Here is a 16,310-nt window from a genome sequence, read left to right on the forward strand (position 1 = left end):
AATGCCTGCGCGTGCGAACCACTTTGTTGCACGCCGCTCTCAAAGCTCGCCTAACCCCGTTGTTATGTCTCGCTTTTTGAGCGTCGTGCGCCGCGTGTTTCATCACGCTCGCCGATTACCCGCGAGTGATGGCGAGCTTGGCCATCGCTCGCCAGTTTCTTTGACGTCGGAAGACGGATACCCTCCATGTCGGCTTCGATCCAACTCCCTTTCGCCCTGCAATCCGAGTATCCATGCCGCTTGATCGGTTGAGTTTTCACGGCTTGCGCAACCTGCGCGCCTTCGAGATGGCCCCCGGGCCGCATATCAACCTGATCAGCGGTGCCAACGGCAGCGGCAAGACGTCGCTGCTGGAGGGTATTCACGTCCTCGGCATGGCGCGCTCCTTTCGTACCCAGAAGCTCAAGTCGCTGATCGATCATGACAGCGACGAGATGACGCTGTTCGGGCGGGTGGCCGGCGATCCGCCACTGCCGGTCGGGGTACGCCGCCGCCGCGATAGCGCCGAGCTCGATATCCGGATCAGAGGGGAGCGTGCCGCGCGGATCACCCAACTGGCCGAAGCGCTGCCGCTGCAGTTGATCAATCCCGATGCCTTCCGTCTCCTCGAGGGTTCGCCGGCCGCCCGCCGCGAGTTTCTCGACTGGGGCGTTTTCCACGCTGAACGTGACTTTCTGGACAGCTGGAAGCGGGTCAGAAGGGCCTTGAAACATCGGAATGCGCTGCTCAGACATGATAGAATCGACCTTCAGTCGATACGCATCTGGGAGCGTGAACTCGCACACTGGAGCGAGCAGCTGGATGGTTTGCGGGAACGCTACATGACGCGTTTCGTGCCGGTGTTCGAAGAGACCTTGGCGGCATTGTTGCCGCTGCCGGATCTGACCCTGCGTTATTCGCGAGGATGGGATCGTCAACGGGCGCTGCTGGAGGTTTTCGAGGCCGGGCGCGATACCGATCGCCAGATGGGCTTCACCCAGCAGGGACCACAGCGTGCCGATCTGCGCATCCGCGTCGGCCGCCACCCTGCGGTGGAAGTGTTGTCGCGGGGTCAGCAGAAGCTGGTGGTCAGCGCACTGAAACTGGCCCAGGGGCACCTGCTCGAACAGTTGACGGGGCGCACCTGCCTTTATTTGATCGATGACCTGCCGGCAGAGCTCGACGGCAATCACCGGCGGATCTTCTGTCAGTGGCTCGAGCAGCTCAATTGTCAGGTCTTCATCACCAGCGTCGATCAGGAGGCGCTGGCCGGCGTCTGGCAGCCAAGCACGGATGTGATGGCATCGACACTTGCCGACGGACGGCTGCATTCGGAATGATTTCACCATGGAGTGAGCAATGAGCGAACAGGCCTACGATTCATCGAGCATCAAGGTCCTCAAGGGATTGGACGCGGTGCGCAAGCGTCCCGGCATGTACATCGGCGATACCGATGACGGTACCGGGCTGCACCACATGGTGTTCGAGATCGTCGACAACTCCATCGACGAAGCGCTGGCCGGTCATTGCAGCGAGATCCGGATCGTCATCCATCCGGACGAGTCGGTCACCGTTTCCGATGACGGTCGCGGCATTCCCACCGACATCCACGCCGAAGGCGTCTCCGCGGCGGAAGTCATCATGACCGTGCTGCACGCCGGCGGTAAGTTCGACGACAATTCCTACAAGGTCTCCGGTGGTTTGCATGGCGTCGGTGTCTCGGTGGTCAACGCGCTTTCCGAGCAGCTCAAGCTGACCATCTGGCGCAACAACCAGGTGCACGAGCAGATCTACCATCACGGTGTGCCACAGGCGCCGTTGAGCGTGGTCGGCGAGACCGAGAAATCCGGTACGCAGATCAGCTTCAAGCCGTCGAGCGACACCTTCGCCAACATCGAGTTTCACTACGACATTCTCGCCAAGCGCCTGCGGGAGCTTTCGTTTCTGAACTCCGGCGTGGCCATTCGTCTGGTCGACGAGCGCGACGGGCGGGAAGAGCTGTTTCATTACGAGGGCGGTCTCAAGGCGTTCGTCGATCACCTCAACGTCAACCGCACCGCGCTCAATCCGGTGTTTCACTTCGAGGCGCAGCGCGAGGATGGCATCGTCGTCGAAGTGGCGATGCAGTGGAACGACACTTTCGCCGAGAACGTCTTCTGCTACACCAACAACATTCCGCAGCGCGACGGCGGTACCCACATGGCGGGTTTCCGCGCGGCGCTGACGCGAACGCTCAATAGCTATATCGAAGCGGAAGATATCCAGAAGAAGGCCAAGGTCGCGACGGCCGGTGACGATGCCCGCGAAGGTCTCACGGCCATCATTTCGGTCAAGGTACCGGATCCCAAGTTCTCTTCGCAGACCAAGGACAAGCTGGTCTCTTCCGAGGTGAAGACGGCGGTGGATCAGGAGTTGAGCCGGCAGTTCTCGGACTACCTGATCGAGCATCCCAACGAAGCCAAGGCGATCGTCAACAAGATGATCGACGCTGCGCGCGCCCGTGAAGCCGCGCGCAAGGCCCGTGACATGACACGACGCAAGGGTGCGCTCGACATCGCCGGGCTGCCGGGCAAGCTGGCCGACTGCCAGGAGAAGGATCCGAGCCTCTCCGAGCTCTACCTGGTCGAGGGTGATTCGGCCGGCGGCAGCGCCAAGCAGGGCCGTGATCGTCGTACCCAGGCGATCCTGCCGCTCAAGGGCAAGATCCTCAACGTCGAGAAGGCGCGCTTCGACAAGATGCTCTCGTCCGCCGAGGTCGGTACGCTGATCACCGCGCTGGGCTGCGGGATCGGTCGCGAGGAGTTCAACCCGGACAAGCTGCGTTACCATTCGATCATCATCATGACCGATGCCGACGTCGACGGTTCCCACATCCGCACGCTGCTGTTGACGTTCTTCTTCCGTCAGATGCCGGAACTGATCGAGCGCGGCCACGTGTTCATCGCCCAGCCGCCGCTCTACAAGATCAAGCGCGGCAAGCAGGAGATGTACCTGAAAGACGAGCAGGCGATGACCGACTATCTCACCACCACGGCACTGGATGGCGGCCGCCTCTACGTCAATGCCGATGCGCCGGGCATTGCCGGCGAGCATCTGGAAGCGCTGGTCAATCAGTATCGCGACGTGATGAAGCGCATCGACCGTCTGTCGCGGGTCTATCCCAACGCCGTGCTGCGCAAGATGGTGCATGCTCCCAAGCTCGACGAGAGCAATCTCGACGATCGGGGCACCATGCAGACCTGGATCGATGCGCTGCAGGTCGAGATGGATTCGCTGATCGCCCACGAAGGCGGCCCGCGCTATACCTTCCAGCTCCAGGAAGATACCGAACGCGGCCTGTGGATGCCGAGCGTGGCGCTCACCGCCCATGGCGTGACCACGGATTATGTCTGGGGTATCGACTTCTTCCGCAGCGCGGATTATCGCGCGCTGGCCAATCTGGGCGAGACGCTCGATGGCTTGATCGAAGAGGGCGCCTATATCGCCCGTGGCGAACGTCAGAAGCCCATTGCGAATTTCTACGATGCGCTCGAGTGGCTGATGCTGGAAGCGCAGCGCGGCCTCAGTATTCAGCGCTACAAGGGGCTGGGCGAGATGAACCCGGACCAGCTGTGGGAAACCACCATGGACCCGGGCTCTCGACGCATGCTGCGTGTCTCCATCGAGGATGCCGTCGCCGCCGATCAGATGTTCAACACGCTGATGGGAGACGAAGTCGAGCCGCGACGCGACTTCATCGAGCGTTTCGCGCTGGTGGCCAATCTGGACGTGTAATGTTCCTTTGGCCAATCGAGCCTGATCAACAAAGAGCGGCTCATCCTTCGGGATGGGCCGCTTTTTTGTGCGCTGTTGCAAGGCGAGAGAGGTAGGGTGCGAGAGAAAGATCGAGGAGTTCGGGCCTCGTGATATAGCGCATTAGTCGATACGACTTAGGACGTAGCACCAGGCAATAGTCACCCATAAACCGCATTGCATGCGTGGCGGCGTTATCGAACCGGGATCACAGCGATCGAGTGTGCGTCCATGGTTGTATTGTTAGGTAAACGCAGTTAGGTAATAGTCTTAATTATCCCACTTGGTGCGCCAAATGAGGTGGGTCGTTTCGTAAAAGAACTAGATGTTGCCCCACAAAAAGAGGAATTAAGGGATGCACAGCAATCACAATAGGGCCCTCGTCAATCGTCTGGGATTTGCGCTACTTCCATTCGCTTTGGCGCTATCCACGAATACGATGGCGGCTGATACTTCAACGGATAATCAGGTCGAGGTTCTCAACTGGTGGACCTCGGGTAGTGAAGCCAAGGCGCTGGGCGCATTGAAGGATGGCCTGTCGGATCAGGGCATCGGCTGGAAGAACATGCCGGTAGCTGGCGGTGCCGGTACCAACGCCATGGCTGTGCTGCGCTCGCGTATCACCTCGGGCAACCCGCCGACGGCAGCGCAGGTACTCGGCTACGACGCGCAGGACTGGGCCCAGCGCGATGCGCTGAGTTCGCTCGACGAGGTTGCCAAGGCAGGAAACTGGAACGAAGTCTTTCCGCAGCCGCTGCAGGAATTCGCCAAGTACGATGGCCATTGGATCGGCGCGCCGTTCGAGATCCATTCGACCAACTGGGTCTGGGCCAACAAGTCGCTGATGGACGAATTGGGCATCGAGCAGCCCAAGACCTGGGACGATTTCATCGCCTCGATGAAAAAGGCCAAGGACGCGGGTTATATCGGTCTGGCCTACGGCGGCCAGCCATGGCAGGACTCTACGGTGTTCGAGAACGTGGTCCTCGCGACTGGCGGTGCCGATTTCTATCGCAAGGCATTGATCGATCTCGACCCGCAGGCGCTCGATTCCGCCACCATGACCCAGGCCTTCGATCATCTGCGCGAACTGTTGAAGTACAAAGACGACAATTCTCCCGGCCGCGACTGGAATCTGGCTACGGCGATGGTCATCAACGGCAAGGCGCTCTATCAGATCATGGGTGACTGGGCGAAGGGCGAGTTCCTCAATGCCAACCTCGAGCCGGGCAAGGACTTCATGTGCTTCCGGACGCCAGGCACGCAGGATGCCGTGACCTTCAACAGCGATCTGATGATCATGTTCGATACCGATGACGCCGAACAGCAGAAGATGCAGCAGACCATGGCCAAGATCATCGGCTCACCCGAGTTCCAGATCGCCTTCAGCCAGATCAAGGGCTCGGTGCCGGCGCGCATGGATCTTTCCGCCGACAAGCTGGATGCCTGTGCCCAGAGCGGTTACGAGCAGGTTCAGGCTGCCGCGAAGAACCACACGCTGATGGGCAGCATGGCGCATGGCTACGCCGCGCCGGCGTCCGTCAAGAATGCCGTCTTCGACATCATTTCCTCCTTCGTCAACAGCGACATGCCCAGCGATGTTGCCGCCGAGCAGCTGGCCGCGGCGATACAGAGCGCCACGTCCTGATGATCTGCCCCGCCTCTCGGCGGGGCTTCTCATTCACGAATCGAGAGTGATCCGATGTCCAATGCTTCCCCGGATCGGGACGGTGGAGCGCGGGAGCGCCTTCAGCGCTGGCTGCCGAAGCTGGTGCTGTCGCCATCCTGCGTCCTGGTCCTGTTCTTCGTCTACGGCTTCATCGCCTGGACGAGCTACATCTCGTTCAGCGACTCCGGCATGATGCCGGACTATACCTGGGTCGGGTTGCATCAGTGGTCGCGGTTGTGGACCTCCTGGACCTGGGGCATCGCCCTTCACAATATCTGGGTCTTCGGGCTTCTCTATATCGTCAGCTGCATCGTGCTGGGTCTGATACTGGCGATCCTGCTCGACCAGCGCATCCGAGCCGAGGGCGTGCTGCGCACCATCTATCTCTATCCGATGGCGCTCTCCTTCATCGTTACCGGTACCGCCTGGCAGTGGTTTCTCAATCCCGGCCTGGGATTGGAGAAGACCATGCACGACCTGGGCTGGCAGAGTTTCAGCTTCAACTGGCTGATCGATTCCAACATGGCGATCTATACGGTCGTGATCGCTGCAGTCTGGCAGGCGACCGGTTTCGTCATGGCGATGTTTCTAGCGGGGTTGCGCGGTATCGATGGCGAGATGATCAAGGCGGCCCAGATCGATGGTGCTCCGGCCTGGAAGATCTACGCGCGCATCATCATCCCGCAGTTGCGGCCGGTCTTCCTGAGCGCCGTCGTGGTACTGGCGCACCTGGCGATCAAGAGCTTCGATCTGATCGTGGCGATGACCGGCGGCGGGCCGGGCAATGCCACCGCGGTGCCGGCGACCTTCATGTACTCCTACGCCTTTTCGCGCAACGAAATGGGCATCGCCGCGGCCAGCGCGGTGTTCATGCTGGCGGTGATCGCAGCGCTGATCATCCCCTATCTCTACTCCGAGCTTCGGGAGCCCAGATCATGAGTGCCGCATCTCCTGCCGCACGCCGAGGCGCTGCCACGCGTGTCGTACTGTACGCCATTCTGCTGGTCTTCGCGGTCATCTATCTGATGCCGCTCTATGTGATGCTGACCACATCGTTCAAGACGCTCGAGGAAATCCATCAGGGCAACATGCTGGCGCTGCCCGGCGAATGGACGTTGGCACCCTGGCGGGAAGCGTGGGGAAGTGCCTGTATCGGGCTCGAATGCAACGGCGTCCACGGTTACTTCTTCAACAGCATCAAGATCGTGATACCCGCGGTACTGATCTCCGGCCTGCTCGGCGCCTTCAACGGGTATGTGCTGACCAAGTGGAAGTTTCGCGGCCACAAGATCGTGTTCGGCCTGATACTGTTCAGTTGCTTCATTCCGTTCCAGATCATTCTGTTGCCAATGGCCCGCGTACTGGGGATTCTGCATCTGGCCAACAGCACGGGTGGCCTGGTGCTGGTTCATATCGTCTACGGTATCGGGTTTACCACGCTGTTCTTCCGCAACTTCTACGCCAGCTTCCCGGACGAACTGGTGCGGGCGGCGCAGCTCGATGGCGCCGGCTTCTTCACCATCTTCTTCCGGATACTGCTGCCAGCGTCGGTGCCGATCATTGTGGTCACGATCATCTGGCAATTCACCAACGTCTGGAACGACTTTCTGTTCGGCGTCTCGTTCGCTTCCGGCGATAGCGCACCGATCACGGTGGCGCTCAACAATCTGGTCAATAGCTCCACCGGGGTGAAGGCCTACAACGTCAACATGGCAGCGGCGATGGTGGCGGCCGTGCCGACACTCATCGTCTACATCCTCGCGGGCAAGTATTTCCTGCGCGGGCTGATGTCGGGATCGGTCAAGGGCTGAGGATCACATGAGCTTTCTGCATATCAACAACGTACACAAGCGCTTCGGCGAGACTCACGTCCTGAAAGGGGTCGACATCGCGATCGAGCAGGGCGACTTTCTGGTACTGGTGGGGCCGTCCGGCTGTGGCAAGTCGACGCTTTTGAACATGATCGCCGGGCTGGATTCGATCAGCGAGGGCGAGCTATTGCTCGATGGACGGTGTATCAATGACGTACATCCTTCCCGGCGCGATATCGCGATGGTCTTTCAGTCCTACGCCCTCTATCCGAGCATGACGGTGGCGGGCAACATCGGCTTCGGGCTGGAAATGCGCAAGGTGCCTCGCAAGGAGCGGCGCGAGGCGGTCGATCGGGTCGCCAAGCTGTTGCAGATCGAGAACCTGCTCGATCGCAAGCCGGGTCAGCTTTCCGGCGGGCAACGTCAGCGTGTGGCAATGGGACGGGCGCTGGTGCGCGACCCGCAACTTTTCCTGTTCGACGAGCCGCTCTCGAACCTGGACGCCAAGTTGCGGGTCGACATGCGTAGCGAGATCAAGCAACTGCATCAGCGACTGAAGACCACCATCGTGTACGTGACGCACGATCAGGTCGAGGCGATGACGCTGGCGACTCGCATCGCGGTCATGCGCGCTGGTGAGTTGCAGCAACTGGGGACGCCCCACGAAGTCTACGACGATCCCAACAACCTGTTCGTTGCCGGCTTCATGGGTTCACCCTCGATGAATCTGGTGAAGGCGCGAATCGTCGAGCACGATGGTGTACTGGTGGCACAGGTGGCAACGGGCGATACGACACTGGCACTGCCCATCGTGCGCGATCGTGAAGCGCTGAGTGACTGGTGTGGGCGCGATGTCATCCTGGGATTGCGGCCGGAGGCGATCACCGATCCGGCCAGCGCCAATCATCGCGATGGCAACATTCACGAAGCGGAGCTGCCGGTCGATCTGATCGAGCCGACCGGGGCGGACCTGTACGTGGTCACCACGCTCGGCGACGCCAGCGTCAACGCGCGCATGCGTCCCGGCACACCGTTGCGGCCGGGAGAACGGACTCGATTCGCTTTCGACGTCTCACGAATGGTGGTGTTCGATCCCGAGTCCGAAAGACGAATCCGCGATGAACAAATGATCGATTCGGCGCTAGAGGAGACGGCCTGACAGGGAAAAGAAGGCGGAGGGAAGGAGAGGCATCGCGAGTTCAGTCAGCGCTGTTGCCCGACGAATTCGCGAATGCCCTCGGCCAGGCGCCGGCCCTGGCGTTCCAGTGATTCGCCTTCGACCATGCCGACGCCCAGTATCAGGCCGCGTCGGTGATCGCCGGTAGCACAGACCCGGCTCAGCGGACGGGTGATCAGATGCTGTCGAGTCAGCAGCGCTTTCGACAAGCGCTCGTCGTCCAGCGTCGGCGAGAGCGCCAGGCTCAAGCTGATGTTGCCGGCCGGTGGTGAAACGCCAATGACTCCGGGCGTGCCGACGAGCAGATCATGTAGCCGCTGTTGACGCCGAAGATATTCGCTCGCCATGCGGCGGCACCAGCCATCCAGATCGCCATCATCGATGAACGTGGCGAGCACTGCCTGATCCAGCAGCCGACCTTCGCGAAAGACGCCGGTACGTACCCGGTTGATCGCGTCGCTCAGGCCTCTCGGTACCACCAGGTAGCCCAGCCGCAGACCCGGAAACATCAGCTTGGAAAACGATCCGATCAGGATCTGGTTGCCGGCGTCGGGGTCGAACGCCAGCTCCCGGTGATGGCCGTCACCGAATTCATAGTCGTCCTCCAGTATCCAGTCCGGTCCGAGGCGTCGGATGAGATCATGTTTGTGAGCGTTTACTGACCTCACGCCCAACGGATAATGGTGAGATCCGGTGAAGTAGAGCAACCTGGGACGAGTCCGTGGCAGGGTCCCGGCGTAGCCTTGCTGCGGTTCCCAGATGGCGTGTTCGATGGCGAGGCCGCCGGCCTGGAAGACGTTGCGAGCGCCCCAGTAGAACGGCGAATCCATGACTACGCGATCTCCGTTATCGGCCAGTGTCAGCGCGCACAGCTGCAGGCCATGGTGGGCGCCTTCGGTGATTACGATCTGATCCAGCGCGCAGTCGATACCTCGCCATCGCGCCAGGTAGCCGGCGATGGCGCGTTTCAGGGGACCATAGCCACCCGAGGCGTAGGAGAGCAGCAGCGTATTGTGGGGCACGGTGATACGCGAGTAGAGCTGGCGCCAGCGGGCGATCGGGAAATGCGCGATATCGGGGACGCCAGGCACGAAGGCGCCGCTTTGCAGCGGGCTGGCACCGACATCGCCGAGAATGTCGTTGGCACGGCGAGAGGTCGGACCGATATCGGCCATCTCTCGCTCCCGCGAATGCAAGCGTTGACTCACCCAGGTGCCGCGGCCGTGGTCGGTAACCAGCTGACCTTGGCGGGTCAGGTTCTCGATGACACCGGCAAGCGTGTTGCGAGCCACGCCGAGTTCGGCGCATAGCGCCCGATGGCCAGGCAATCGCTGACCATCCTGCCACTCGCTGTCGATCAGCCTCAGCAAGGTCTGTTCTAGGCGGCAATGCTTGGTCAGATGACGCGGCTGGGCCTGATAAACCTGCGCGATGCGATCCAGCGCCCGGCGGCGGTCGTCCATGGTCTCTCCCTCGCGGACGCGGAAAGGTTCGGATTATGCGTGGGGAGCGGTAGGTGGTCTACAGTCGTGGAGAAGTGGTCTAGTCCCGGCGAGGCGCCGGGGTGGTAGCGTGGCGTCAGGGCCGAGCACTGGGTTGCTCCAGAAACGATCGGCTTATCAATAACAACCTGAAGAGAATTCCGTCATGTCGAACGCTTCTCAACCTCCGGAGTTCGTGCGGGTCCTGGCTCGTGCGGACGTTCTGGCGCTGGCCTTTGGCGCCATGATCGGCTGGGGCTGGATCGTCCTTACCGGTAGCGCCATTCTCGACGGCGGCAGCGTGGGCGCCATGCTCGCCTTCGTGATCGGCGGTATTGCCGTGCTGCTGGTGGGACTGACCTATGCCGAACTGGCGTCTGCCATGCCGCAAGTCGGTGGCGAACACGTCTACAGTTATCGTGCGCTCGGCCATTTCGCCTCGTTCGTCTGTACCTGGAGCATCGTGCTGGGCTACGTCAGCGTGGCGTCGTTCGAGGCGGTGGCGCTACCCACGGTGTTCGAGCATCTGTTTCCCGGTTACGCCGTCGGTGATCTGTGGGCCATCGCCGGCTGGGAGGTCAAGGCAACCTGGGTCGCGGTCGGTGTGATCGGCTCGATCGTGATGATGGCGGTCAACTATCTGGGGATCTCCACCGCCGCGCTGCTGCAGAAAGTCGTCACCGGGCTGATTCTGGTGGCGGGGGTGATGTTCGTGACCGGGTCGCTGTTCACCGGTGATGGTGGCAACATGCAGCCGCTGTTCGCCAGCGGTGAGCATGGCGCCTTCGGCGGCATCGTGGCGGTACTGGTGCTGGTGCCGTTTCTGTTCGTCGGCTTCGACGTCATTCCCCAGGCGGCGGAAGAGATCAACCTGCCGTTCCGGGACATCGGCAAGGTGCTGGTGCTTTCGGTCATCATGGCGGTGTGCTGGTATACCCTGATCATTCTCGGTACCAGCCTGATGCTCGACAACGAGGCGCTGCAGGGCAGTTCGCTCAGCGTACCGGACGCGATGACGGCAGTATTCGATGCTTCCTGGGCCGGCAATCTGATGGTACTGGCGGGCATTGCCGGGATCATTACCAGCTGGAACGCGTTCTACATCGGTGGCTCGCGGGCGATCTACGCACTGGCCCATTCCGGCATGCTTCCCGCCTTCCTCGGCAAGCTGCATCCCCGCTACAAGACACCGACCAACGCGATCATCCTGATCGGCGTGCTCTCCACCGCTGCCCCCTTCTTCGGCCGCCCGGCGCTGGTATGGCTGGTCGATGCCGGCGGGCTGGGCATCGTGCTTGCCTATCTGTTCGTGGCGCTGTCGTTTGTGATTCTGCGCTATCGCGAACCTGACATGCCGCGTCCTTACCATGTCGGTGCCGGCAAGCTGGTCGGCGTGCTGGCGGTGCTGCTGTCGCTGGGCATGACCTGTCTCTACCTGCCGGGCAGCCCGTCGGCGCTGACGCCTGTCGAGTGGTCCATCTTCGGCGCCTGGATGATCGCCGGATTGGCCCTGTACGGATGGGCTCGACGGCACTACGGTCGAGAGATGGGCGATCGTTTGATCAAGGCGGCCTACGACAACCAGTCGTAGGTCGGCATCCCGATTTTCATGGCGCGCCGCCTGCCGAAGCCGACGACGACGCGCAATCCACGTTAGCGGCACGAGGTGCCGCGTCAGGAGGAGTGTTCCATGACGAGTAAATCCATGAGCAATGCGGAACTCAACGAGCTCAAGCAGCGCTATGTCGCCAACGGGGCGGCAAGCCCCGCCGGCCAGTTCGCCGCTCGTGCGGAGAACGCCGAGCTGTGGGACGAGGATGGCAAGCGTTTCATCGATTTTGCCGGTGGTATCGGCGTGCTCAACATCGGCCATCGTCATCCGAAGGTGGTCGAGGCGGTCAAGGCGCAGCTCGACAAGGTGATGCATACCTGCCAGACCGTCATGCCGTACGAGGGGTACGTGCGGGTGGCTCAGAAGCTCAGCGAATTGACGCCGGTACGCGGCCACGCCAAGGTGATGCTGGCCAACTCCGGCGCCGAGGCACTGGAGAACGCGGTCAAGGTGGCACGCGCCGCTACCGGCCGTTCCAGCGTGATCTGCTTCACTGGCGGCTACCATGGCCGGACGTTCATGACCATGGCGATGAACGGCAAGGTGGCGCCGTATCGTAACGACTTCGGTCCGATGCCCGGCCAGGTCTATCGCGCGCCCTATCCGGTGCCGTCGATCGGCGTCAGCGAGGAAGAGGCGCTGCGCCATCTGAAGATGACGCTGAAGACCGACGCCAACGTCAACGACACCGCGGCGATCGTGATCGAGCCGGTGCTGGGCGAGGGCGGCTTCCATGCGGCTCCCGCGAGCTTCCTGAAAGCGATCCGCGAGATCTGCGACGAGCACGGCATCCTGATGATCGTCGACGAGGTGCAGTCCGGCTTCGGGCGGACCGGCAAGCTGTTTGCCATCGAGCACAGCGGCGTCGAGCCGGACATCATGACCATGGCCAAGAGCATGGCGGACGGCATGCCGATCTCCGCGGTCGTGGGGACGGACAAGGTGATGGATGCGTCCGGCGGCAACTCGCTGGGCGGCACCTATACCGGCAGCCCGGTTTCCTGCGCTGCGGTGCTGGCGGTGCTGGAAGTGTTCGAGGAAGAGCGCATTCTGGAGAAGAGCCAGGCGCTGGGCGAGAAGCTCAGGGCACGTTTCGACAAGTGGCAGCAGGAGTACTCAAGCGTCGCCAACGCGCGCAACCTGGGCGCCATGGCGGCATTCGATCTGGTCAGTGGCGAGAGCGGTGCGCCGAACGCAGAGCTGGCCGGCAAGCTGTGTCGCGAGGCGCGCGAGCGTGGCCTGATCCTGCTCTCCTGCGGTCTGTATGCCAACACGATCCGCTTCCTGATGCCGGTCACCATCAGTGACGAGGTGCTGGAGGAGGGGCTGGACCTGATCGAAAAGATGCTGAGCGAATTCGGCGCCTGATCGACAGCCGCCGTCCGTTGACGGGCGGTGGTGGTCATCACAAGAAACCGACACTGGCGACCAGTGTCGGTTTTTTCATGAAGGCCTGCCTGCACGCGGATGTCAGTGACCGCTTACTTTTCCTGCTGGCCGGCATCCCGCTGCATGTCGATATGCGGGATGCCGTCCTCCACATAGATCTCGCCGACCGGCTCGAAACCGTGACGACCGTAGTAGGCTTGTAGATGTGCCTGGGCGGACAGCCGGGCGTGGCGTCCCGGCCAGAGCGATTCGATTCGCATCAGTGCGGCTTGCAGCAGATCATGGCCAAGACCGTTGCCGCGGTGGTCGGGATCGATGACCACGCGACCGATGGAAACGGGCTTATCTCTCTCCTCCGGCACCTTGAGACGTAACGTCGCCGCGAGATGATGCTTCGTCAGCACCCTCAGATGATGCGTCGAGGCGTGCAGATCGTGGCCATCCAGCTCCTGGTAAGGACACTGCTGTTCCACCACGAATACAGCTACCCGCAACGACAGCAGCGCATAGAGTTCGCCGGGATCGAGCTCGGGGCCGGTCTGCCATGTCCAGTCGTATGATGCCATCTGTCTCTTCCCTCGCCGCCGTTCAGCCATCATGATCGAAGCGCTTTATCTGGATATGGACATCTGAATATGGACGATACGTATCCAGGCATTCGAAACGGCATCTTACGCAGCGCCTCGAAAAATGTCAGTGGCGATGATTCTTGGGAGAGCGATGACGACATGAGCAATCTGGCAATCGATTACGACGACGTGGTGGCGGCGCACCGGCGGCTGGAGGGAATCGCGCATCGAACACCGGTGCTGCGCTCGACGACGGCAGACGATCTTGTCGGCGCGTCGCTTCACTTCAAGGCGGAACATCTCCAGCGTATCGGCGCGTTCAAGTTTCGGGGCGGTTACAACGCCATCAACCAGTTCGACGCCGCACAGAAGGCTGCCGGCGTCATCGCGTTCTCCTCGGGCAATCATGCGCAGGCGATCGCGCTGTCGGCCAGGCTGCATGGCATTCGCGCCGTCATCGTCATGCCGGAAGATGCCCCGGCGATCAAGATCGCTGCCACGCAGGGGTATGGTGCCGAGGTGGTTCTCTACGATCGCTACACCCAGGATCGTGAAGCGCTGGGTCGCGAGCTCGCCGAGGCCGAGGGTCTGACACTGATCCCGCCGTTCAACCATCCCCACGTGATGGCCGGGCAGGGCACTGCCGCCAAGGAGCTGTTCGATGAAGTTGGTGAGCTCGATACGCTGCTGGTGCCTCTGGGGGGCGGCGGGCTGCTCTCCGGTTGTGCCACGGTCGCCAGGGCGCGATATCCCCATTGCCGTGTGATCGGGGTCGAGCCGGAAGCCGGCAACGATGCGCAGAGAAGCCTGGCCAGCGGCGAGATCGTTTCCATCGCCACGCCGCGCACCATCGCCGACGGCGCCCAGACCCAGGCCTTGGGCAGCCTGACGTTCCCGGTACTTCGAGAGTGCGTCGACGACATCGTTACCGTGAGCGATGCCGAGCTCGTTCATGCCATGAGCTTCATGGCCGGGCGGATGAAGCAGTTCATCGAGCCGACCGGTTGCCTGGCGGCGGCAGCGGCCCTGAGTGGCCGGGTGGCCGTCGAGGGGCAGCGGGTAGGAATCATCCTGTCCGGAGGGAACGTCGACCTGAACCGGTTCGCCGAGCTGATTCAGGGCGCGAAGGAATAGCCCACATGAAACACATCGCTGACGACACGTGACTGACCATGTGGCTGACAGAGAAGCGGCGGGCATGCCTGCTGTCGATCTCCTCAGGACAGGCCCGCCGCGATGATCGACGGGGCAGCCGTCGACCTCAGGCGCTCCGATGCCATCGGAACGCCTGGTCAGATAGTTAGAAGAATCCCATGGGATTGATGTCGTAGCTGATCAGCAGGTTCTTGGTCTGCTGATAGTGCTCCAGCACCATCTTGTGGGTTTCGCGACCGACGCCGGATTTCTTGTAACCCCCGAAGGCGGCATGGGCCGGATACTGGTGATAGCAATTGGTCCATACGCGGCCAGCCTGAATGCCACGACCCATGCGGTAGGCGCGGTTGATGTCGCGGGTCCAGACGCCGGCGCCGAGGCCGAATTCCGTATCGTTGGCAATGGCCAGTGCTTCCGCTTCATCCTTGAACGTCGTGACCGACACCACCGGCCCGAAGATCTCCTCCTGGAACACCCGCATCTTGTTGTTGCCCTTCAGCAGGGTCGGCTGAATGTAGTAGCCGTGGGATAGCTCATCGCCAAGTGACTCCCGCTCGCCGCCGGCCAGGAATTCGGCGCCTTCGCCTCGTGCCACGTCCATATAGGACATGATCTTGTCGAACTGCTCTTGCGAAGCCTGGGCACCGACCTGGGTTTCGGTATCCAGCGGATGGCCGCGCTTGATCTTCTTGATCCGTTCGATGACACGCGACATGAACTCGTTGTAGATGCTTTCCTGGACCAGGGCGCGAGAAGGGCAGGTACAGACTTCGCCCTGATTGAGGAAGCCCATCACCAGGCCTTCGGCACACTTGTCGATGAACGCAGGCTCTGCGGACATGACATCCTCGAAATAGATGTTCGGCGACTTGCCGCCCAGCTCCACAGTCGAGGGAATGATGTTCTCCGCAGCGCATTTCATGATGTGCGAGCCGATGGGCGTGGAACCGGTAAAGGCAATCTTGGCGATGCGCTTGCTGGTGGCGAGTGCCTGCCCGGCCTCTTCGCCGTAACCGTTGACGATGTTGATCACACCTTTGGGCAGCAGGTCATGAATCATCTCGATGACCTTGAAGATCGAGACCGGGGTCTGCTCGGCCGGCTTGAGCACGACGCAGTTACCCGCGGCCAGTGCCGGCGCGAGCTTCCAGGTAGCCATCAGGATCGGAAAGTTCCAGGGGATGATCTGGCCGACGACGCCGAGCGGCTCGTGGAAGTGATAGGAGGCGGTGTTCTCGTCGATCTCGGCAGTGGTCCCTTCCTGGGCACGAATGCAACCGGCGAAGTAGCGGAAGTGGTCGATGGCCAGCGGGATATCGGCGGCCAATGTCTCGCGTACGGCCTTGCCGTTGTCCCAGGTTTCCGCGACGGCCAGCATTTCCAGATTCTGCTCCAGACGATCCGCGATCTTGAGCAGCAGCGTTGAACGTTCCTGAACGGAGGTTTTGCCCCAGCCGGGGGCAGCCTTGTGAGCGGCATCCAGCGCCAGGTCGATATCCTTCTGGCTGGAACGAGCGACCTCACAGAAGACTTCGCCGGTGACTGGCGTGATGTTCTCGAAATATCGTCCCTCGGTCGGTGGTATCCATTCACCGCCGATATAGTTGTCATAGCGCTTCTCGAACTGGGTGATGGCGTCCGAGGTATTCGGGTTGGCGTAACGCATGGTGAGGTGC

General features: G+C 61.5%; 12 protein-coding genes. 9 read left to right on the forward strand and 3 right to left on the reverse strand.

What is annotated here, in order from left to right:
* Positions 1-233: 233 nt before the first annotated feature.
* The 6 genes from recF to DOM32_RS12320 all read left to right on the forward strand — a co-directional run bounded on the left by recF (position 234) and on the right by DOM32_RS12320 (position 8,410).
* Complete coding sequence (recF, locus tag DOM32_RS12295; RefSeq protein WP_110634871.1) at positions 234-1,319, forward strand: DNA replication/repair protein RecF; 1,086 nt, start codon at positions 234-236, stop codon at positions 1,317-1,319.
* Positions 1,320-1,338: 19 nt separating this feature from the next.
* Positions 1,339-3,753, forward strand: coding sequence for a DNA topoisomerase (ATP-hydrolyzing) subunit B (gyrB, locus tag DOM32_RS12300; RefSeq protein WP_071232448.1), 2,415 nt, complete (start codon positions 1,339-1,341; stop codon positions 3,751-3,753).
* 457 nt (positions 3,754-4,210) lie between these two features.
* Positions 4,211-5,419 (forward strand): ABC transporter substrate-binding protein, encoded by a 1,209-nt coding sequence (locus tag DOM32_RS12305; protein WP_110635020.1) that lies wholly within the window; start codon positions 4,211-4,213, stop codon positions 5,417-5,419.
* Positions 5,420-5,473: 54 nt separating this feature from the next.
* Positions 5,474-6,379, forward strand: coding sequence for a carbohydrate ABC transporter permease (locus DOM32_RS12310; protein WP_071232447.1), 906 nt, complete (start codon positions 5,474-5,476; stop codon positions 6,377-6,379).
* Entirely contained in the window at positions 6,376-7,251 is an 876-nt protein-coding gene (locus tag DOM32_RS12315; RefSeq protein ID WP_071232446.1) for a carbohydrate ABC transporter permease, read from the forward strand. Before DOM32_RS12310 ends, DOM32_RS12315 begins: the two co-directional genes overlap by 4 nt.
* A 7-nt stretch (positions 7,252-7,258) precedes the next feature.
* Positions 7,259-8,410, forward strand: coding sequence for an ABC transporter ATP-binding protein (locus tag DOM32_RS12320; protein WP_110634874.1), 1,152 nt, complete (start codon positions 7,259-7,261; stop codon positions 8,408-8,410).
* Positions 8,411-8,454: 44 nt separating this feature from the next.
* On the opposite strand, the gene DOM32_RS12325 is transcribed toward DOM32_RS12320, so the two are convergent.
* Positions 8,455-9,891 (reverse strand): aminotransferase-like domain-containing protein, encoded by a 1,437-nt coding sequence (locus DOM32_RS12325; protein WP_110634877.1) that lies wholly within the window; start codon positions 9,889-9,891, stop codon positions 8,455-8,457.
* Between the two features lie 184 nt (positions 9,892-10,075).
* On the opposite strand from DOM32_RS12325, the gene DOM32_RS12330 reads away from it, so the two are divergent.
* Positions 10,076-11,500 (forward strand): APC family permease, encoded by a 1,425-nt coding sequence (locus tag DOM32_RS12330; RefSeq protein ID WP_110634880.1) that lies wholly within the window; start codon positions 10,076-10,078, stop codon positions 11,498-11,500.
* Between the two features lie 114 nt (positions 11,501-11,614).
* A complete protein-coding gene (gene gabT, locus DOM32_RS12335; protein ID WP_110634883.1) occupies positions 11,615-12,889 on the forward strand; it encodes a 4-aminobutyrate--2-oxoglutarate transaminase in 1,275 nt (424 codons plus the stop codon).
* Positions 12,890-13,002: 113 nt separating this feature from the next.
* Here gabT and DOM32_RS12340 read toward each other — a convergent pair whose 3' ends face one another.
* Positions 13,003-13,476, reverse strand: coding sequence for a GNAT family N-acetyltransferase (locus tag DOM32_RS12340; RefSeq protein WP_110634886.1), 474 nt, complete (start codon positions 13,474-13,476; stop codon positions 13,003-13,005).
* 162 nt (positions 13,477-13,638) lie between these two features.
* Here DOM32_RS12340 and DOM32_RS12345 point away from each other — a divergent pair, with 162 nt between their 5' ends.
* On the forward strand, positions 13,639-14,613 hold the full coding sequence (locus DOM32_RS12345; protein WP_110635023.1) for a threo-3-hydroxy-L-aspartate ammonia-lyase: 975 nt from the start codon (positions 13,639-13,641) through the stop codon (positions 14,611-14,613).
* A gap of 166 nt (positions 14,614-14,779) precedes the next feature.
* On the opposite strand, the gene exaC is transcribed toward DOM32_RS12345, so the two are convergent.
* A complete protein-coding gene (gene exaC / locus DOM32_RS12350) occupies positions 14,780-16,300 on the reverse strand; it encodes an acetaldehyde dehydrogenase ExaC (RefSeq protein ID WP_110634889.1) in 1,521 nt (506 codons plus the stop codon).
* Positions 16,301-16,310 lie beyond the last annotated feature (10 nt).

Source organism: Salinicola salarius (assembly GCF_003206135.1).
In the GTDB taxonomy this organism is placed as follows: Bacteria; Pseudomonadota; Gammaproteobacteria; order Pseudomonadales; family Halomonadaceae; genus Salinicola; species Salinicola salarius.